The following is a 17,878-nucleotide window of genomic DNA, read 5'->3' on the forward strand; positions in this document are numbered from 1 at the left end:
TCTGCGCTGCATGCCGTGCCGGCTACGCTAACCTTCCGTTTGCCTGCCTGGCGCAACATCTTCACTGCGGCGCAGTGCCGTCCTGCGTACATCACTGCTGGCCGATGGCAAGTACACATCCGGATTAGGCATCCCACTGGGTGACAGTTCATGGGTCATTTCGAACTCGGCCCTCACCGACCAGCCACAGGCCTCTGTGGTGCATTGCAAATAGGCCACTCTGAGGAAAATGTGGCGCCCTTCGCTGGTGCGTATGCGCATCCGGCTATGGCAATGGGGGCAGACCAACTTGTAAGTACTCACGGTAGATACCTGTAAAGGCCGAGCGATGGCATAGGCTGTAAGGTTGATCGTCCATTTGTGTCAGTATTGCCTACGGTATAAGAAGGGATTTTCATCAAACTGCTGTTCATGCCGATAATGTTCCTCATTTTGCAGGGTTATTATTCATAACGAGTAGTTTAAGCCTAGGGAATGTCATTAAACCAGCTATGGATATCTGTTATGAGTAGCCGCTTTTTCGCCTCGGTGCTGACTCGCCTCAAGCAAATTACCCAGTCCGAAAGCGACGCCCAACTGGCCCGAGCGCTGGGTGTAAGCCCACAGACGCTGAGCAGTTGGAAGGTACGGGACAGCATCCCATACTCATTATGCGTAGATATTGCCCGGCAGCATGCTTGCTCGCTGGACTGGCTGCTGATGGGTGAGCGCGGGCGTACCTTGCACACCGCGGAAGGCTGGGAAGATGACATGCTCGAACGCTTGCGCAGCCTGTCATGCGCCGACCGCGAGGCCACGCTGCTGTACATCAAGGACAAGCAGCGCATCCAGGCGTTGGAGAAGAAACTGGATGCACTCGCCTACCGCCTGCCGGATACCTCCGAGGGTTAACCGCGACGGCGCCAACGCTGGACGATTTCTCGAAGGTCCACCGATTCGAGCCATACCATGACCTTGAGGCTGATCGGCACCACCACGACCGCCGCCACGAAAGCAGCCATGCCGCGGGAAAGCATGGGGGCCAAGCCTTGCAACAGCGGTTCGAACAGGTAACCCACGCCAACGCTGAGCAGGGCCAGCAAGGCTTGCTTGCCCATCGTAAGCCGCTTGCGCGAAACGATGACTAGCCGATCCCGCACCGCGCTGACCAGCAAAGCGCCCAACACTGCACCGAAAAGCACCCGCCCATCGCGCTCGAGCCACGGTACGACGCTGGACAAAGCGCCTTCAATCAATGCGACTTCATTCATGAGTGCCTCACTGCTCTGCGAGCATGCCGTAGCGAATGGCCTTGATCACGGCGGCGACGCGAGTGGTTACATCGAATTTGCGCAGGATATTGCCCACATGGAAATTCACCGTCGATTCCTGGCACTGCAGGATCTGACCGATTTCCCACGAACTCTTGCCATAGGCACACCACAGCAATACCTGCTGCTCTCGCGGGGTCAGGCGAATAGGCGTATCCACTTGGCTACCTTCGCTCTGTCGCGTATTGGCTTTCATCACCGAACTCCAAACAATCATGGCCAGTTCACGTCAGCTATGGGACTGACGCGGTAGGACTCCACCATACGAATCGCAAAACACCCGTGCCATTCATACGCTTTGTAAACCGCCGTCCTACACACTCGTCCTCAATGGCTGCTTTCAATTAACTGAAACTCTCCGTGCTCTGCGCGGCGTTTCGCTCGTCACAACGCCGTTGCCTACCCTTTTCACCTGGAGTTGTACGATGCGCCCCGTGTTGCCCCCCTCGCCCTGCATTGGCCTTGCGGCCCTTTTCGCTGTCGCCCAGCACGTGTCTGCCGCACCTGCGGTCGAGCTGGGTGAGGTGCTGATCAGTGACGAAGCACACAGCGAACTGGAAGACGCCCGCGAGCGTCTGCAGGCAGTGCCTGGCGCCAGCAACCTGGTGGACATGCAGCGCGTGGGGCAAGGACGGGTGGCCAGCAACCAGGACGTGCTGGCCTACCAGCCGGGGGTGTTCGCCCAGTCGGCCGGTAACGATGGCATCAAGCTGTCCATCCGCGGCTCAGGCATCAACCGTGCACCCGGGGCACACGGTTCAGGGGTGTACACGCTGTTCGACGGCCTGCCGCTGACTGGCCCGGGCGGTACCCCTTACGAGCTGTTCGAGCCGCTGTGGCTGAGCCGCGCCGACGTGTTGCGAGGGGCGAACGGCTTCGATCAGGGCGCGCTGGCGCTGGGCGGCGCAATCAACTACGTAACGCATACCGGCTACGATGCCGCACCGTTGCAGGTGCGCTACGAGGCCGGCAGCCGTGGCTATCAGCACAGGCACATCAGCTCTGGTCAGGTTTTGGGCAACCTCGACTATTACGTAGCACTCACCGACTCGGAATACGACGGCTACCAGGCGCACAGCAGCGGCAGTGCCAAAGGCATCGCAGCCAACGTTGGTTATCGGTTCAACCCCAACCTGGAGACGCGCTTCTACCTGCGCTACCGGGAAACCGAGAACGACCTGGCCGGGCGCCTGACCAAGGACCAGATCAAGCACCACCCTCGTGCCGCCAACGCCGCCTACCTGGCGCGTGACGACAGCCGGCCGCAACCGGGCAGCACCTGGGTGGCCAACAAGACCACCTTCTACCTCGAGGACGATGCCCGTGTGGAGGCCGGGCTGGTGTACCACGACTTCCCCATGGACCTGCGTGAAGGCCCGATGCGCCTGAAGGTCGCCTATACCGATGTCAGCGGCACGCTGAACTACATACGCCGCGACACCCTGCTGGGCCACCAGAGCAACACCACCGTGGGCTGGCGAACCACCAAGCACCTACCCAACAGCGGCGCATCGCAGTTCGCCCGCAGCACGGGCGACAACTTCGGCGCACGCAGCCGCGATTTCAGCTACCAGGGGTCGGATACCGTCCTGCACGTCGGCAACGATCTGGAGCTGATCCCTGACCTGTGGCTGACCACTGGCCTGGCGATGATCTACACACGCCGTGAAAGTGCGGTCACCTATCCGCAGGATGGCGGCAAGGTGAGCCAACATGACTGGGACTATGCACCGCGCTTGGGCCTGCGCTATGACATCGACCCGCAGTTGCAGGTGTACGGCAACCTGAGCCGGTCCGTGGAGCCACCCCACCCATGGTCACTGATCTGGAGCTCCACGGTCGCCACGCAGCCGATCGAACTGCAAAACCAGACCGCCACCACGCTGGAGCTGGGCGCGCGCGGCGATTCGGCGCTGGGCCGCTGGGACCTGGCCTGGTACTACTCGCAAGTGCGCCATGAACTGTTGGCCGTCGAAATCGAGGCGGGGCTCCCGGCCAAGGAGGTCAATGCCAGCGCCACGGTGCACCAAGGCGTGGAGGCCGGCCTGGACAGCACCCTCTGGGAGCACCCTGGCACGGGTAAGCTCAGTTTGCGCCAGGCCTACACGTTCAGCGATTTCCACTACCGGGACGACGATACCTTCGGCGACAACCGCCTGCCTGGGATTCCCATGCATTACTACCAGGCCGAACTGCGCTACGACTGGCCAAGCGGCTTCTATGCCGGGGTCAACACGCAGATGGCGTCCAAGGTGCAAGTCGATTACGCCAACAGTTACCACGCCGATGCCTATGCACTGCTCGGTGCGCGGCTGGGCTGGGACTCGCCGAAACAGGACTGGCAGACCTGGCTTGACCTGCGCAACCTGACCAACGAACGCTATGCGGCGACAGTCACGCCGGGGTACGACGATGCCGGGCAGGACATTGCCCGGTCGACGCCTGGGGAAGGGTTTGGCGTCTATGCCGGGGTTTCATACAGTTTCCGTTGAGGCCGGCATGGGCTGCGCGGCAGCCCCCTATTGAGGCAACTGCACCTGCGGTTTGGTCGCGGCGAAAATCCCCCAACTGGAAATGAAGAGCGCCGCGATCAGCGGCCCGATCACGAACCCGTTGAGGCCGAATACGGCCAGCCCACCCAAGGTGGACACCAGAATCAGGTAGTCGGGCATCCGCGTATCCTTGCCCACCAGGATCGGCCGCAACAGGTTGTCCACCAGGCCAATCACCAGCACGCCGAAGGCGGTCAGGATCACCCCCTGCAAGATCGCCCCGGTCAACAGGAAATACGCCGCCACCGGTGCCCAGATGATCCCCGCGCCCACTGCCGGCAGCAGTGACAGAAACGCCATCAGCACCGCCCAGACCAGTGCGCTCGGTATATCCAGTACCCAGAAGATGAAACCGCCCAGGGCGCCCTGGGTGATCGCCACCAGCACATTGCCCTTGACCGTGGCGCGCACCACACGGTTGAACTTCAACTGCAGGCGGCGCTTCTGGTGCTCTGGCAGCGGTACGGCCAGGCGTACCCGCCGCGCCACCTCTGCGCCCTCACGCAGAAAGAAGAACAGCAGGTAGAGCATGATGCCGAAGCTGATCAGAAACTCGAAGGTACCCTGGCCAAAACTGAAGGCCTGAGTGGCCAGTATCTCGCTGCCCTGGGTGGCCCATTTGGTGATTTTGTCGCGCAACCCTTCCAGGTTGCCCATGCCCATGCTGTCCAGGCTGTGCTGCAAGAAAGGCGGCAGCATGTTCATGCCGCGCTCGACATAGCCGGCGATATCCAGCTCCCCGCTCTCGATACGCTGGTAAAGGGTAGCGCCCTCCTGCACCAGCAAGGCGCTGGTGACGATCACTGGCAAGATGGCTACCAACAGGCAAATCAGCAAGGCGGTCGCCGCCGTCAGGTTACGTCGCCTGCCGAAGCGGATCAGCAGGTTCCGCTGCAGTGGCGCGAACAGGATGCCGAGGATCACCGCCCAGAAGATGGCGCCATAGTACGGCAGCAGGATCCAGCCGAAGGCAATGGTCACCAGCGCCAGCAATACTGCCAGGGCCTTGTTCTGCAAAGCGGTTTGGTTCATGGCGGTTCCTCGTGAGTGCTGGACGTTAGTGCACACTACCCGGGCAAAAGTGCCACCCCGGTGTTGATTCAAATCAATTCATCCGCCGCATGCGGGCCTTACCATCCGTGCCTTTTGTCCCGGTGCACATATGAACGCTCCTGCCAAGCCTGAATTGCTGGCCCCTGCCGGCACCCTCAAGACCCTGCGCTATGCATTCGCCTATGGCGCCGACGCGGTCTACGCCGGCCAGCCACGCTACAGCCTGCGGGTGCGCAACAACGAATTCGACCATGCCAACCTGGCGCTGGGCATCCAGGAGGCTCATGCACGGGGCAAGCGCTTTTACGTGGTGGTCAACATCGCGCCGCACAACGCCAAGCTCAAGACCTTTCTCAAGGACCTGGCGCCCGTGATCGACATGGCGCCCGATGCACTGATCATGTCCGATCCCGGCCTGATCATGTTGGTGCGCCAGCACTTCCCGCAGATAGCTGTACACCTCTCAGTACAGGCCAATACGGTCAACTGGGCCAGCGTGCAGTTCTGGCAACGCCTGGGCTTGAGCCGGGTGATCCTGTCGCGGGAACTGTCACTCGAAGAAATCGGCGAAATCCGCCAGCACGTGCCGGACATGGAACTGGAAGTGTTTGTCCACGGCGCCCTGTGCATGGCCTATTCTGGCCGCTGCCTGCTGTCGGGCTACCTCAACAAGCGCGATGCCAACCAGGGCACATGCACCAACGCCTGCCGCTGGAAGTACAACGCCACCCCAGCTACTGAAAACGCGGCCGGCGACATCGTGCGCGAGGTCGAGCCGACATTGGGCCTGGGCGCACCGACCGATCAGGTGTTCCTGCTGCACGAAAGCAACCGCCCCGGTACCGAGATGCCCGCCTTCGAAGATGAACATGGCACGTACATCATGAATGCCAAGGACCTGCGCGCCATCCAGCACGTCGAGCGGCTGGCGGCCATGGGCGTGCACTCCCTGAAGATCGAAGGCCGCACCAAGTCGCACTTCTACTGCGCCCGTACCGTGCAGTCGTACCGCCAGGCCATAGACGATGCCGCCGCCGGGCGCCCGTTCGACAGAGCCCTGATGGATAACCTCGAATCGCTGGCCCAACGGGGCTACACCGAAGGTTTCCTGCGTCGCCATGTGCATGACGAATACCAGAACTACCAGCGGGGCAATTCGCTGTCCGAGCGCCAGCAGTTCGTCGGCGAACTGACCGGTGCCCGGGTGGACGGCCGTGCCGAAGTCAAGGTGAAGAACCGCTTCGCAGTAGGCGATCACCTGGAGCTGATGACCCCGCGCGGCAATTATCATTTCGACCTGCACAACCTGTACGGCCGCCAGCAGCAGGCCATCGACGTGGCGCCCGGGGACGGCCATGTGGTCTACCTGCCGATCCCGGAGCAGGTAGCGCTGGAATACGGCTTGCTGATGCGCGACCTGTGCCAGGACGAACTGGCTGACAAAAATGTAATGTCCGGTTCAGCCAGCTGACAGCTGCTGGTGAGGATCATGCCAGCGTACATCGCGCCTGAAAGCCGCCTGCGCTATCCTGCAGCTCATTTGCATGGCGGGCCGGCGCCTGCCTGACCACAGGAGTCGTTTGACCATGCTGCATAAACACCTGATCGCGCTCGGCCTGCTGGCCATCACCGGGCTGGCCCAGGCTGGCGAAACCATCGACGTCTACCGCGACCCCAACTGCGGTTGCTGCAAGGCCTGGATCAGCCACCTCCGTGACAACGGCTTCACCGTCAACGACCATGTCGAGCCGAACATGAGTGCCGTGAAGCAGCGGCTGGGCGTGGCGCCGCGGCTGGCTTCGTGCCACACCGGGGTGATCGACGGCAAGTTCGTCGAAGGCCATGTCCCGGCCGAGCAGGTGCGCCTGCTGGCCAAGCGCAACGACCTCATCGGCCTGGCCGTGCCCGGCATGCCGGTGGGCTCGCCAGGCATGGAAATGGGGGATCGCAAGGACGCCTATCAGGTCATCGGGGTAACCCGCGATGGCCAGGACAGCGTTGTCGCCAACTACTGATGCTGAGCCTCTGGGCGCTGTTTCTCAGCGCTTTTGGCGCCGCCACCCTGCTGCCGCGGCAGTCGGAGGCGGTGCTGGTGGGCCTGCTGCTGCGCCAACCTGGCGCCTGGCTGACCCTGTTGCTGGTCGCCACCCTGGGCAACGTGCTGGGCTCGGTGGTCAACTGGCTGCTGGGGCGGGCCATCGAACACTTGCGCGACAAGCGCTGGTTCCCGTTCAGCGCCCGCCAACTGGAACGTGCCCAGCAGCGCTACCAGCGCTGGGGGCAATGGTCATTGCTGCTGAGCTGGATGCCGGTGATCGGCGACCCGTTGACGCTGATTGCCGGGATCATGCGTGAGCCGTTCTGGCGTTTCCTACTCCTGGTAACCCTGGCCAAGGGCGGGCGTTACCTGGTCTTAGCGGTGATTACCCTGGGTTGGTTTCATGCCTGGTAACACCTTTAACGTTTAAGGTGCCTTTACGGCTGTTACAGTCGCCAATTCCTACATGGTCCTACACGGAGTGCCCCCATGCTACGCGCAACCGCCCTGGCCCTGGCCTGCCTCATCGGCGCCCCTGCCATCGCCGCCGAATCCCCCACTTACGGCAAGCAGCTCGAAGGCTTCAGCTACCCCCACCCCCTCAAGCATTTCGACTTCCAGTCCCAGGGGCAGAGCCTGCAGATGGGCTACATGGACGTGCCTGCCAAAGGCCAGGCCAACGGCCGCAGCGTGGTGCTGATGCATGGCAAGAATTTCTGCGCCGCCACCTGGGAAACCACCATCGATGCCTTGAGCCAGGCGGGTTACCGGGTCATCGCGCCCGACCAGGTCGGCTTCTGCACTTCAAGCAAGCCAGGCTATTACCAATACAGCTTCCAGCAGCTGGCCAGCAACACCCATGCCCTGCTGGAGCACCTGGGCGTCAAGCAAGCGATCATCCTCGGCCATTCCACCGGCGGCATGCTCGCCACCCGTTACGCCTTGATGTACCCGCAACAGGTCGAGCGCCTGGCCATGGTCAACCCGATCGGCCTGGAAGACTGGAAAGCCCTCGGCGTGCCCTACCGCACGGTCGACCAGTGGTATGCCCGCGAGCTCAAGCTCGATGCCGACGGCGTGCGTGAATACGAGCGCAAGACCTATTACGCCGGGCGCTGGAAACCTGAGTACGAGCGTTGGGTGCAGATGCTGGCGGGGCTGAACAAGGGCCCTGGGCATGAAGCCGTGGCGTGGAACTCGGCGCTGATCTACGACATGATCTTCACCCAACCGGTGTACCACGAGTTCAAAGACTTGAAGATGCCGACCCTGCTGCTGATCGGCGACCAGGACACCACGGCCATTGGCAGCGACATCGCACCGCCCGAGGTCAAGGCGCGGCTGGGCAAGTACAAAGAGCTGGGGCCGCACGTGGCCAAGCTGATTCCCCAAGGCGAGCTGGTGACCTTCGAGGGCATGGGGCACGCACCGCAGATCGAGGAGCCACGGCGCTTCAACACCACCCTGATCGACTGGCTTGGGCGCTGAAGCGTTAGCAGGGGCGCTATGCGCCCCTGTGGGCCGGCGAGCGGTGCCGGTCAACCCCTGCCGCTTTTCAGCCGGCTGAACGCTCGCGTCAGTTCACGGTTGAACGCCTTGCCGTTGTCGTTCTTGCCATACAACCGTGCCCTCACCTGCGCCGGCGGATAAGTGCCAGGCGCGTTGCGGATCTGCGGGTCCACCAACCCGTCCGCCGCCGTGATCGCGTTGGCGTAATGGATGGTATCGGTAATCGGCGCAATCACCTCTGGCCGCATCAGGTAGTCCAGCAGCTTCCAGGCTGCCTGGGGATGCGGGGCATCCTTGGGCACCACCAATGCATCCAGCCAGATCAGCGTGCCCTCCTGCGGGATGCTGTACGCCAGGTTGAACGCCTTGCCCGCCTGCTGCGCCTGGGCCTGGGCGATCGCCACGTTGCCGTTCCACGACATCGCCACGCAGGTTTCGCCGTTGGCCAGGTCATTGATATTGCGGTCGTTGTCGAAGTAGCGGATATACGGCCGAATTTTTCGCAGTTGCAGTTCTGCAGCTTTCAGGTCCTCCAGGCGCTGCTGATTGATGTCCAGGCCCATGTAGCGCATCACCGCGGCGAACACCTCGTTGGGGTCGTTGAGCAGGCTGACCCCACAGTCGGCGAATTTGGCCACCACGTGCGGGTCGAACAGCATGGCCCAGCTGCCTACCGGCGCGTCAGCCATGCGCGCCGTCACAGCCTGCTGCTGGTAACCCACGCCGGTGGTACCCCAGGCGTAGGTCCCGGCATAACGGTTGCCAGGGTCGTACATCGCCATGTGCTGGCGAAACTCCTCACCGATACCCGCCAGGTGCGGTAGCTGCGCCTTGTCCAAAGGCTGCAGCGCACCGCTGGCTATCGCCCGGCTCAGGTGCTGGCCGGCACTGAGCACCACGTCGTAGCCACTGCCGCCGGTGAGCAACTTGGTCTCTGCGGTTTCCAGCGAGTCGAAGTGGTCGGCAACCACACGGATGCCGGTTTCCTTCTCGAAGTTGGTCAGCGTGTCCGGGGCAAGGTATTCGCCCCAGATATACAGGTTGACGGTTGGCTGCTCTGCGTCGGCCGCCTGGGCCGCCGACACCGCGCAGCCCAGCGCGAGCGCAGCCGCCAGCAGGGTCGGTTTCATCAGCGACGGCCTCCGGCATATTGCGGCATGGTGATGCAGGCGACATTACCGCCACCTAGCAGGATTTCCCGCGAGTTCTCAATGCCAATGATGCGGTGGCCAGGGAACAACTCGGCCAGGGTGGCTTGAGCAACACTGTCATTGCGGTCACCGAACAGCGGCACGACGATGGCCGTGTTGCCGGCGTAGTAGTTGATATACGACGCACAGATCTGCGTGCCGGCCTTGCGCACGTGAGTGCCTTCGACCTGGTCCAGGCCGGCAGCTTCCTCGGCCGTCCACTGCAGCACCTCGGGCTGGGGCAGTTTGTGAACCTTCAACTCCCGCCCGCGGGCATCGCGGGTACTGCGCAGTATGTCGTACGCCTCCTGGTAGATCTCCCACTGCGGGTCGTTCCGGTTGTCGGTCCACTGCAGCACCACTTCACCCGGCCGCACGAAACACGCCAGGTCGTCGACATGGCCATCGGTTTCGTCGAACTTGCAACCGCGCGGCAACCAGATCACCTGGTCGGCGCCCAGGTAGTCCTCAAGCCGGCGCGTGACCTCCTCCTTGCCCAGGTGGGCATTGCGGTTACGGTTGAGCAGGCACTGCTCAGTGGTCAGCAGGCTGCCCTGGCCGTCGCTCTGAATTCCGCCAAGTTCGGCAATCAACGGCGCGCGATAGCGGTCCAAACCTTCGATTTCGAGCATTTTCTGGGCGATCTGGTCGTCCTTGTCCCACGGGTAATAAAGACCGCCGTCCAAGCCACCGTACGCATTGAATTCAAAGTCCACGCCGCGCACTTGGCCGCTGTTGTCGTTGACCACGAAGCACGCGCCACTGTCTCGGAACCAGGTGTCGTTGCAAGTCATCTCCACCACCCGCACCTGCGCCGGCAGCAGGCGCCGCGCATTGGCGTACTGGGCAGCGGACGCGCAAACCGTGACCGGTTCACTGGACGCAATGGCGCTGACGATTTCGACCCAGACCTTCTGTGCCGGCTTGGCGCCATTGCGCCACACATCTGGCCGCTCGGGCCAACCGAGCCAGCAGCCTGCCTTGGGCTCGAATTCGCCAGGCAAGCGGAAACCATCGGCCTTGGGCGTGGTGGTGAGCGAACGTGCCATGGGTCAACCTCGTGTCGGTGAGTGATGACTGCACGCTACGCTGGCTGGCCTGACGCTTCCAACGATGAAAACTCAGCGATAGCTGAATTCAATTCAGCTATCACCCAACTGTTCGATGAACCATTCGATGAAGTGCGCCACTGCAGCCCGTTCCAGGCGCAAGCGCTCGCACACCAGTGCGTATTGCCCTTGCGCGGTGACGCTGGCACTGAAAGGCCGCACCAACCTGCCGCTCTGCAGGTCGGCCTGGCAGGTCAGGTTGTCCCCCATGGCCACGCCCTGCCCCAGCAGCGCCGCCTCCAGTGCCAGCGCCGCATGCGGGAAGTAGAGCTGGCGCGTGGGCAGGGCATCGTCGGCATGGGTAGCCAGCCAGGTGGTCCAGGTCCGGCCGTCCTGGTCGTCGTGCAACAGGCAATGGCGCACCAAGTCGCGTGGGCGTTTGAGGCCGCCCTGGTTGAACAGGCCAGGGCTGCACACCGGAAAGAACTGCAACAGCGGCAAGGGCCTGACGAAGTGGGTACTGGCGTCGAGTGTGCTGGTGCCATAGGTGATGGCCAGGTCGACATCCAAGGCCGGGGCCCCTGCGGCGATCGGCTGCTCGAGCAGGTGCAGGGTGATGTGCGGGTAACGGCCGCTGAAGTCGGCGAGCCGCGCCACCAGCCATTTCTGTGCAAGCTCGGCAGTCACCGCCACCCGTAGCACCGCCTGCGATGCCGGGTCGCGCAGCTCGTCACAGGCCTTGCCGATCAGCTCGAAGGCCTGCTGCAGGTGATGCAACAGCCGCTCGGCCTCGGCGCTGGGCCGCACCTGGCGGCCAACGCGTTCGAACAAAGTGACCCCAAGCTGTTCCTCGAGCTGGCGGATCTGGTGGCTGACCGCACTGTCAGTCACACACAGTTCGGCGGCGGCGCGGCCGAAGTGGCCGTGGCGGGCAGCGCACTCGAAGGTACGCAGGGCAGTCAGGGAAGGCAGGCGGCGCATAGGTAGTCCTGGCAGGTGCGTGGGCTTCTGTAGGGCCACCCGATCATAGCGCCAACGTGACTCGACTGGCGCGATGAAAATCAACTGCTAAATTTTCATGAAAATAATCATAAAAAATTTCACGAGGCCAAGGCATGTTCAAGCAATCCGCCCAGCACGTCGCCAGTTACTACGCACGCACCTACCCCGCCAGCATCCCCTTGCGCCCTACCTTACAAGGCCGGCACGACACCGATGTGATCCTCATCGGTGCCGGCTTCAGCGGCCTGCACACGGCCCTGCGCCTGGCTTTGGCCGGCAAGCGTGTGACGCTGCTGGAAGCCAGCAGGGTGGCCTGGGCCGCCTCCGGGCGCAACGGTGGCCAGGCGCTGCTGGGCTGGTCATGCGACATGCCGCCGATCGAGAAAGCCTTGGGTGTGGAACGCAGCCAACGCCTGTGGGCCAGCATGTGCTGGGCTGCCGACGAACTGCGTGAACTGCCGCAGCGTCACGGCTTCGATATCGATTACCGGGCCGGCAGCCTCTGGACATCGGTGCTGCCACGCCGGGTGAAACGGCTGGAACAGGCCCTGCTCGATGCCGAACAGAAATGGGGCTACGACGCCCTGCGCCTGATCGGTCGTGACGAGTTGCCCGAGTGGATCGATAGCCCGCGCTACCAGGCTGCGCTGTATGACGCCCGGGGCGCGCACCTCAACCCGCTGAAACTGGCCCAAGGCCTGGCCAGCGCGATCGAGGCTGCCGGCGGGCAGATTTTCGAGCAAAGCCAGGTACTCGACTACCAGCGCAACGCCAATGGCTATATCGCCCGCACTGGCCACGGCCACGTGCACGGCGATGTGCTGGTGCTGGCCTGCAACGCCTACATCGACCGCCTTGACCGCAACCTGTCGCGCCGGCTTCTACCGGTCGGCTCCTATCAAGTGGCCACCGCGCCACTGGAGGCGGATTTCGCCCGGTCGCTGTTGCCACGCAACAGTTGCGTGATCGACAACCAGTTCGTACCCGACTACTTCCGGCTCACGCCTGACCACCGTTTGCTGTTCGGCGGCGGCTGCACCTACCTGGGCGGTATTCCCAAGGACGTGGCCAGCGCCACCCGCCCCTACCTTGAGCGTGTGTTCCCACAACTGGCGGGCGTTGCCATCGACTATGCCTGGGGCGGGCATATCGACTGCAGCATCCAGCGCACCCCGGACATCGGCCGTGACGGCCAGCGCTACTGGCTGCAGGGCTTTTCCGGCCATGGCGTGCTGCCGACCCTGGCCGCGGCGCGCGCGGTCAGCGACGCGATCCTGGGCGACGACGACCTGCTGGCGTTGTACCAAGGCATCGACAATGGCCGCTTCCCGGGCGGCGACCTGTTGGCTGCCCCGCTGGAGGCTGCAGCCAAGGCCTGGTACCGGATGCGCGACCATGTCTGAAGACGCCCAGGGCCTGGCCCTGCTGATTCGTGGCCTGCGCAAGCACCGCGGGCTGACCCTTGGCGAGCTGGCGATCAAGGTCAAGCGCTCGCTGGGCTTTCTGTCCCAGGTCGAGCGCGGCCTGTCGCAGCCGACCGTGGCCGACCTCACGGCGATCAGCGAAGCGCTGCACGTACCCACCACCTATTTCTACCAGGCCAGCCAGCCGCGCGAACTCGACTGGGTCACCCGCCCCGGCGAACGGCGCACGATCTACTACGCCGAGGGCATCAGCGACGTGCTGGTCTCGCCAACCCTCAACGGCCGCTTTGCCATGCTTGAAAGCCACCTGGCGCCCGGTGCCAGCAGTGGTGAGGGGCACCTGGACGACAGCGCCGAGCAAGGCGGGTTCGTTCTCGAAGGCGCGCTGACCCTGTGGCTGGATGGCCACCCGGACGCCGTCACACTCGGCCCCAACGACAGCTTTCAGCTCCCCCCGCACAGCCACTTCCGCTACGCCAACCTGACCGACCAGGCGACCCGCGTCCTCTGGGTATTCCGATGAGAGCACAGCATGACAACGACAACGACAACGACAGGCTTTGCCGATCTGCTCAGTGAAGTACGTGCCTTCCGCACCCGTTACCCCGAGGTGCGCCATGTCGACCTGCTGAGCCTGGACATCCCCGGGCATTTCTACGGCAAGCGCTACCCCATCGACATGCTCGAAAAGGTTGCCGCTGGCAGCCCGTTGAAACTGCCGCAGAACTGCGTGCTGTTGGGCGTGCAAGGCGGGCTGTTCCCCATTGGCGACTATTGCTTCAGCGACGGCGACCCGGACGCCCCGCGGCGCCTGGTGCCCGGCACACTCAAACCGGTGAGCTGGGAGCGCGAACCGCTGGGCCAGCTGCTGATCAGCTCCGACGGCACCGCCGCGCCAATCGAGTTCGAGCCCAGGGAGGTGCTCGCCCGGGTACTGCAGCGCCTGGAGCGGCGCGGCATTCGCCCGGTCGTGGCATTCGAGCTGGAATTTTACCTGTTCGACCGGGCACTCAAGCAGGGGCTACCGCAGTTCCCGCGGGACCCGTTCAGCGATGACGCGGACGACCAGCCCAACATGCACATCGAACGGCTGTCGCGGTTCAGCGACGTGCTGCGCGACATGGTCGCAACCGCCAACGCGCAAGGGATCGACGCCAACGTCATCACCGCCGAACTCGGCCCCGGCCAGTTCGAAATCAACTTCGGCCATTGCGATGACGGCCTGCGTGCCGCCGACTGGGCCGCCCTGTTCTGCCGCAGTACCCGCGGCGTGGCGCTCAAGCACGGGCTACGTGCCTCGTTCATGAGCAAGCCCTACCTGCAGGCGCCCGGCAGCGGCATGCACGTGCATGTCAGCCTGTACGACAAGGCCGGCAACAACCTGCTGGCGGCTGACCAGCAGCGCCCGCTGCGCCATGCAGTGGCCGGATGCCTGGCCTTGCTGCCGCACTGCATGCCGATATTCGCCGCCAACCACAATGCGTTTCGCCGTTATGGGGCCATGGTCAATGCCGCCAGCCGTGCCAGCTGGGGCTTTGAAGACCGTGACGCATGCATCCGCATCCCCGAGTCGGATGCGTGCAATGTGCGTATCGAGCACCGCCTGGCGGGGGCGGATGCCAACCCGTACCTGGTGCTGGCGGCCATCTTGTGCGGCATGGAGCATGGGCTGAATGCCGCGCAGGAGCCGATTGCGCCGCTCAATGACGATCGCGCCAGCGGGGTCGACTTCCCCAAGGACATGCTCGGCGCCGTCGCAGCCATGCGTGGGCACCCGGCTGTGAATGAAGGGTTGGGGGAAGCGTTCGTGATGGTGTATTGCGAGAACAAGCGCCAGGACCACCTGGCGTTCATGCAGGAGGTGAGTGCCCGGGAGTACCGGTGGTTTCTTTGAGGCAGATACTGGCCACATCGTCGGCAAGCCGGCTCACGTAAGGTGAGCCCGCTGAATTCGCGGTGCCTGGCACCGGCTGCGCCGGCGATGAGGCCGGTACTGACAAGACAGAAAACTCTCCTATTCTGAATAGCTCACTTGGCAATCCCCCTGCACTGAGGAGACTCGACCATGAGCTACGTGACCACGAAGGATGGCGTTCAGATCTTCTACAAGGACTGGGGCCCGCGCGATGCGCAGGTCATCCACTTCCACCACGGCTGGCCGCTCAGTGCGGACGACTGGGACGCGCAGCTGTTGTTCTTCCTTGGCCAAGGCTTCCGTGTCGTCGCCCACGACCGCCGCGGCCACGGCCGCTCCAGCCAGGTATGGGACGGCCATGACATGGACCACTACGCCGATGACGTGGCCGCCGTGGTCGAGCATCTGGGGATCCAGGGTGCGGTGCATGTCGGCCACTCCACCGGAGGCGGCGAAGTGGTACGGTACATGGCCCGCCACCCAGGCGACAAGGTGGCCAAAGCGGTGCTGATCGCCGCCGTGCCGCCGTTGATGGTGCAAACCCCGGACAACCCAGGAGGCTTGCCCAAATCAGTGTTCGACGGGTTCCAGGCACAGGTGGCAGGTAACCGAGCCCAGTTCTACCGCGATGTGCCGAGCGGACCGTTCTACGGTTACAACCGGCCAGGCGCCGAGCCTGCCGAAGGGGTCATTGCCAATTGGTGGCGCCAAGGCATGATCGGCAGCGCCAAAGCGCACTACGACGGGATCGTAGCGTTTTCCCAGACTGACTTCACCGAAGACCTGAAGAAGATCCAGCAGCCAGTGCTGGTGATGCATGGTGACGATGACCAGATCGTTCCCTATGAAAACTCAGGCCCACTGTCGGCCAAGCTGCTGCCCAATGGCACGTTGAAAACCTACAAGGGCTTCCCGCATGGCATGCCGACGACCCACGCCGATGTGATCAATGCGGATTTGCTGGCCTTCATCCGAAGCTGACGCCATCGTCCGCGCTGGCCTCATCGCTGGCAAGGCGGCTTTCACAGGACCATCGCCGGCCTTGGCCACTGTGCAGAACCTATGAGGGCGGGCTTGCCAAGTGAATGAGGCCGGCACTGGCAACCCACCCCGCCCGGGATTACCATGTTGCCCCCTCTAGCGCGGCATTTTGCCGCCCCCTGCCTGCCAGACACCCATGCCCTTCGAACTCACCGTAGAACCGCTCACCTTACTGATCCTCGCCCTGGTCGCCTTCGTCGCCGGTTTCATCGACGCCATCGCCGGCGGAGGTGGCCTGCTCACCACCCCGGCACTGCTCACCGCTGGCATGCCGCCGCACCTGGTGCTGGGCACCAACAAGCTGAGCTCGACGTTCGGCTCGGCTACCGCGGGTTTCACCTACTACAAACGCAAGCTCTTCCACCCGGCGCAATGGCGCCCGGCCTTGCTCGCCACCCTGGTCGGCGCGCTGATCGGCGCGGTCATTGCCCACTATATGCCGGCCGAATGGCTGAACAAGATGCTGCCGGTAGTCGTCTTCGCCTGCGGCCTCTACCTGCTGTTCGGGGGTACGCCCAAAGCGCCGCTGGATGCCGATGCGCCGATCAAGAAGAAGTGGCAATTCCCGCAGGGCTTCACCCTGGGCTTCTACGATGGTGTGGCCGGCCCCGGCACCGGTGCTTTCTGGACCGTGAGCACCCTGCTGCTCTACCCCATTGACCTGGTCCGTGCCAGCGGCGTGGCGCGCAGCATGAACTTCGTCAGCAACATCGCGGCGTTGACGGTGTTCGTCATTTCCGGGCAGGTGGATTACATCGTCGGCCTGTGCATGGGCCTGTCGGTGATGGTCGGCGCGTTCTTCGGCGCACGCACGGCGATCAGCGGCGGCAGCAAGTTCATCCGCCCGGTATTCATCACCGTGGTCCTGGCGCTGACCGCACGCCTGGCCTGGCAGCACTGGTTCGGCCAGGCCTGACGCAGGGCCTGGGTCGGCGCCTTGCTGGCCCCATTCGAGCGCAGCGACAGCGCTTGCATAGCGGGCCAGCCCCTGCAGCAACTGCGCGAACCGGTGAGCCATCATGCCCCCCTCCGAGGGCCGCAACCAGGTGCTGCTGATTTCCAGCTGAATGGTGGGCACACCCCGGGTGCAAGCAAATCGGGTAATGGTCTGATGCGTCTGGGCGCTGAAGTAGTTATCCGAAAAGTTGCCGATGCCTTCCTGCTGAAGGCTGTCGAGCAGGGCCGGCAACAATGAAGCATCACCCAGCAGAGACCTGCCATTGAGCGTGCCAATGTCGATATCGTAGGGCCTGAAGTCATGACTGCCATGAATATCCAGGACCACCATCGGCCTCTGGCGGTCAATCAGTTCAGCCAGCGTTTCCTTGAATTCATTGTCATCGTAATAGTTCGGGTCGGACGGCGAGCGGTACTGGGTGTAAAGCACCGTTGCCGAAGCGAGCCGATTGAGCATGTGTGCCAGGGCAGCCGTCCCGCCACCGTCGGAAATGCGAAACCGGCCTTCACGAAAGGACTCGGTGGCATGGGCGGCAGTCACGATGACATGCCCGCTGCCTTGGAGCGTGACGATGGGCGACTCACCCTGAGGCGCCTCGACACTTGCCTGTGCGCTGATGCGCTTTTCGATACCGATAGCCTCATGGACCATCGCCGTATCTACCAGGGCGCGCCCGATCGAACTATTACGCAACGTCTCCTGTTCATGCTCGCGGACGGTGGGTTTCATAAGGCTTCCTGCGCCAACAGTGGCATCGATCCGTCAAGTACCACTGAATGCTAAGCGGGCGCAGTGAAGTCTGAAACTGACAAAAATACCAGGTCAGGCATACCCCCT

At 63.2% G+C, this 17,878-nt stretch carries 19 protein-coding genes; 12 read left to right on the top strand and 7 right to left on the bottom strand.

Annotation, left to right across the window (positions count from 1 at the left end):
- Positions 1-27: 27 nt before the first annotated feature.
- The gene (locus tag ACIPZC_RS06575; protein WP_241803335.1) at positions 28-303 is read right to left on the bottom strand and encodes an ogr/Delta-like zinc finger family protein; all 276 of its coding nucleotides are present in this window, start codon (positions 301-303) and stop codon (positions 28-30) included.
- Between the two features lie 201 nt (positions 304-504).
- Here ACIPZC_RS06575 and ACIPZC_RS06580 point away from each other — a divergent pair, with 201 nt between their 5' ends.
- The gene (locus ACIPZC_RS06580; protein ID WP_400625695.1) at positions 505-891 is read left to right on the top strand and encodes a helix-turn-helix domain-containing protein; all 387 of its coding nucleotides are present in this window, start codon (positions 505-507) and stop codon (positions 889-891) included.
- Here ACIPZC_RS06580 and ACIPZC_RS06585 read toward each other — a convergent pair.
- A complete protein-coding gene (locus ACIPZC_RS06585) occupies positions 888-1,250 on the bottom strand; it encodes a hypothetical protein (RefSeq protein WP_400625697.1) in 363 nt (120 codons plus the stop codon). The genes ACIPZC_RS06580 and ACIPZC_RS06585 overlap by 4 nt on opposite strands.
- Before the next feature lie 7 nt (positions 1,251-1,257).
- A complete protein-coding gene (locus ACIPZC_RS06590) occupies positions 1,258-1,506 on the bottom strand; it encodes a response regulator transcription factor (protein WP_241803332.1) in 249 nt (82 codons plus the stop codon).
- 229 nt (positions 1,507-1,735) lie between these two features.
- Between ACIPZC_RS06590 and ACIPZC_RS06595 the strand changes: the two genes are divergently transcribed.
- Positions 1,736-3,802: a TonB-dependent receptor family protein gene (locus ACIPZC_RS06595; RefSeq protein ID WP_400625699.1), complete on the top strand. Its 2,067-nt coding sequence runs from the start codon at positions 1,736-1,738 to the stop codon at positions 3,800-3,802.
- A 27-nt stretch (positions 3,803-3,829) separates the two neighbouring features.
- Here the strand turns inward: ACIPZC_RS06595 and ACIPZC_RS06600 are convergent, their stop codons facing one another.
- Positions 3,830-4,894 (bottom strand): AI-2E family transporter, encoded by a 1,065-nt coding sequence (locus tag ACIPZC_RS06600; protein WP_400625701.1) that lies wholly within the window; start codon positions 4,892-4,894, stop codon positions 3,830-3,832.
- A gap of 130 nt (positions 4,895-5,024) precedes the next feature.
- On the opposite strand from ACIPZC_RS06600, the gene yegQ reads away from it, so the two are divergent.
- The 4 genes from yegQ (at position 5,025) to ACIPZC_RS06620 (ending at position 8,441) form a co-directional block, all read left to right on the top strand.
- Positions 5,025-6,386, top strand: a complete 1,362-nt coding sequence (yegQ, locus tag ACIPZC_RS06605; protein WP_400625703.1) for a tRNA 5-hydroxyuridine modification protein YegQ — start codon at positions 5,025-5,027, stop codon at positions 6,384-6,386.
- A 115-nt stretch (positions 6,387-6,501) separates the two neighbouring features.
- Positions 6,502-6,930 (top strand): DUF411 domain-containing protein, encoded by a 429-nt coding sequence (locus ACIPZC_RS06610; RefSeq protein ID WP_400625705.1) that lies wholly within the window; start codon positions 6,502-6,504, stop codon positions 6,928-6,930.
- Positions 6,930-7,367, top strand: coding sequence for a YqaA family protein (locus ACIPZC_RS06615; RefSeq protein ID WP_400625707.1), 438 nt, complete (start codon positions 6,930-6,932; stop codon positions 7,365-7,367). The genes ACIPZC_RS06610 and ACIPZC_RS06615 overlap by 1 nt, the downstream gene beginning before the upstream one ends.
- Positions 7,368-7,442: 75 nt before the next feature.
- Positions 7,443-8,441: an alpha/beta fold hydrolase gene (locus tag ACIPZC_RS06620; RefSeq protein WP_267822640.1), complete on the top strand. Its 999-nt coding sequence runs from the start codon at positions 7,443-7,445 to the stop codon at positions 8,439-8,441.
- Positions 8,442-8,491: 50 nt separating this feature from the next.
- On the opposite strand, the gene ACIPZC_RS06625 is transcribed toward ACIPZC_RS06620, so the two are convergent.
- The 3 genes from ACIPZC_RS06625 to ACIPZC_RS06635 all read right to left on the bottom strand — a co-directional run bounded on the left by ACIPZC_RS06625 (position 8,492) and on the right by ACIPZC_RS06635 (position 11,682).
- On the bottom strand, positions 8,492-9,592 hold the full coding sequence (locus ACIPZC_RS06625) for an extracellular solute-binding protein (protein ID WP_349974497.1): 1,101 nt from the start codon (positions 9,590-9,592) through the stop codon (positions 8,492-8,494).
- Positions 9,592-10,701, bottom strand: a complete 1,110-nt coding sequence (aguA, locus tag ACIPZC_RS06630; protein ID WP_400625710.1) for an agmatine deiminase — start codon at positions 10,699-10,701, stop codon at positions 9,592-9,594. Before aguA ends, ACIPZC_RS06625 begins: the two co-directional genes overlap by 1 nt.
- Before the next feature lie 93 nt (positions 10,702-10,794).
- Positions 10,795-11,682 (bottom strand): LysR substrate-binding domain-containing protein, encoded by an 888-nt coding sequence (locus ACIPZC_RS06635; protein WP_241803323.1) that lies wholly within the window; start codon positions 11,680-11,682, stop codon positions 10,795-10,797.
- Positions 11,683-11,816: 134 nt separating this feature from the next.
- Between ACIPZC_RS06635 and ACIPZC_RS06640 the strand changes: the two genes are divergently transcribed.
- The 6 genes from ACIPZC_RS06640 to ACIPZC_RS06665 all read left to right on the top strand — a co-directional run bounded on the left by ACIPZC_RS06640 (position 11,817) and on the right by ACIPZC_RS06665 (position 17,824).
- Entirely contained in the window at positions 11,817-13,106 is a 1,290-nt protein-coding gene (locus ACIPZC_RS06640) for an NAD(P)/FAD-dependent oxidoreductase (RefSeq protein ID WP_400625712.1), read from the top strand.
- The gene (locus tag ACIPZC_RS06645) at positions 13,099-13,650 is read left to right on the top strand and encodes a helix-turn-helix domain-containing protein (RefSeq protein WP_400625714.1); all 552 of its coding nucleotides are present in this window, start codon (positions 13,099-13,101) and stop codon (positions 13,648-13,650) included. Before ACIPZC_RS06640 ends, ACIPZC_RS06645 begins: the two co-directional genes overlap by 8 nt.
- 9 nt (positions 13,651-13,659) lie before the next feature.
- Entirely contained in the window at positions 13,660-15,021 is a 1,362-nt protein-coding gene (locus ACIPZC_RS06650; protein ID WP_400625716.1) for a glutamine synthetase family protein, read from the top strand.
- Between the two features lie 171 nt (positions 15,022-15,192).
- Positions 15,193-16,023 (top strand): alpha/beta fold hydrolase, encoded by an 831-nt coding sequence (locus ACIPZC_RS06655; protein ID WP_241803319.1) that lies wholly within the window; start codon positions 15,193-15,195, stop codon positions 16,021-16,023.
- A 196-nt stretch (positions 16,024-16,219) separates the two neighbouring features.
- Entirely contained in the window at positions 16,220-16,999 is a 780-nt protein-coding gene (locus ACIPZC_RS06660) for a TSUP family transporter (protein ID WP_400625718.1), read from the top strand.
- Between the two features lie 342 nt (positions 17,000-17,341).
- Positions 17,342-17,824, top strand: a complete 483-nt coding sequence (locus ACIPZC_RS06665; protein WP_400625720.1) for a hypothetical protein — start codon at positions 17,342-17,344, stop codon at positions 17,822-17,824.
- Positions 17,825-17,878 lie beyond the last annotated feature (54 nt).

It is taken from the genome of Pseudomonas sp. NPDC089743 (assembly GCF_044748785.1).
GTDB classification, from domain to species: domain Bacteria; phylum Pseudomonadota; class Gammaproteobacteria; order Pseudomonadales; family Pseudomonadaceae; genus Aquipseudomonas; species Aquipseudomonas putida_X.

What these genes read in the sequence shown, in the direction of transcription:
- ACIPZC_RS06600 (WP_400625701.1), bottom strand. Translation starts at nt 4,894, where the DNA reads ATGAACCAAACCGCTTTGCAGAACAAGGCCCTGGCAGTATTGCTGGCG.
- ACIPZC_RS06660 (WP_400625718.1), top strand. Translation starts at nt 16,220, where the DNA reads ATGCCCTTCGAACTCACCGTAGAACCGCTCACCTTACTGATCCTCGCC.
- ACIPZC_RS06580 (WP_400625695.1), top strand. Translation starts at nt 505, where the DNA reads ATGAGTAGCCGCTTTTTCGCCTCGGTGCTGACTCGCCTCAAGCAAATT.
- ACIPZC_RS06585 (WP_400625697.1), bottom strand. Translation starts at nt 1,250, where the DNA reads ATGAATGAAGTCGCATTGATTGAAGGCGCTTTGTCCAGCGTCGTACCG.
- ACIPZC_RS06665 (WP_400625720.1), top strand. Translation starts at nt 17,342, where the DNA reads ATGACTGCCATGAATATCCAGGACCACCATCGGCCTCTGGCGGTCAAT.
- ACIPZC_RS06635 (WP_241803323.1), bottom strand. Translation starts at nt 11,682, where the DNA reads ATGCGCCGCCTGCCTTCCCTGACTGCCCTGCGTACCTTCGAGTGCGCT.
- ACIPZC_RS06655 (WP_241803319.1), top strand. Translation starts at nt 15,193, where the DNA reads ATGAGCTACGTGACCACGAAGGATGGCGTTCAGATCTTCTACAAGGAC.
- ACIPZC_RS06640 (WP_400625712.1), top strand. Translation starts at nt 11,817, where the DNA reads ATGTTCAAGCAATCCGCCCAGCACGTCGCCAGTTACTACGCACGCACC.
- ACIPZC_RS06595 (WP_400625699.1), top strand. Translation starts at nt 1,736, where the DNA reads ATGCGCCCCGTGTTGCCCCCCTCGCCCTGCATTGGCCTTGCGGCCCTT.
- ACIPZC_RS06650 (WP_400625716.1), top strand. Translation starts at nt 13,660, where the DNA reads ATGACAACGACAACGACAACGACAGGCTTTGCCGATCTGCTCAGTGAA.
- ACIPZC_RS06615 (WP_400625707.1), top strand. Translation starts at nt 6,930, where the DNA reads ATGCTGAGCCTCTGGGCGCTGTTTCTCAGCGCTTTTGGCGCCGCCACC.
- ACIPZC_RS06590 (WP_241803332.1), bottom strand. Translation starts at nt 1,506, where the DNA reads ATGAAAGCCAATACGCGACAGAGCGAAGGTAGCCAAGTGGATACGCCT.
- ACIPZC_RS06610 (WP_400625705.1), top strand. Translation starts at nt 6,502, where the DNA reads ATGCTGCATAAACACCTGATCGCGCTCGGCCTGCTGGCCATCACCGGG.
- aguA (WP_400625710.1), bottom strand. Translation starts at nt 10,701, where the DNA reads ATGGCACGTTCGCTCACCACCACGCCCAAGGCCGATGGTTTCCGCTTG.
- ACIPZC_RS06620 (WP_267822640.1), top strand. Translation starts at nt 7,443, where the DNA reads ATGCTACGCGCAACCGCCCTGGCCCTGGCCTGCCTCATCGGCGCCCCT.
- ACIPZC_RS06625 (WP_349974497.1), bottom strand. Translation starts at nt 9,592, where the DNA reads ATGAAACCGACCCTGCTGGCGGCTGCGCTCGCGCTGGGCTGCGCGGTG.
- yegQ (WP_400625703.1), top strand. Translation starts at nt 5,025, where the DNA reads ATGAACGCTCCTGCCAAGCCTGAATTGCTGGCCCCTGCCGGCACCCTC.
- ACIPZC_RS06645 (WP_400625714.1), top strand. Translation starts at nt 13,099, where the DNA reads ATGTCTGAAGACGCCCAGGGCCTGGCCCTGCTGATTCGTGGCCTGCGC.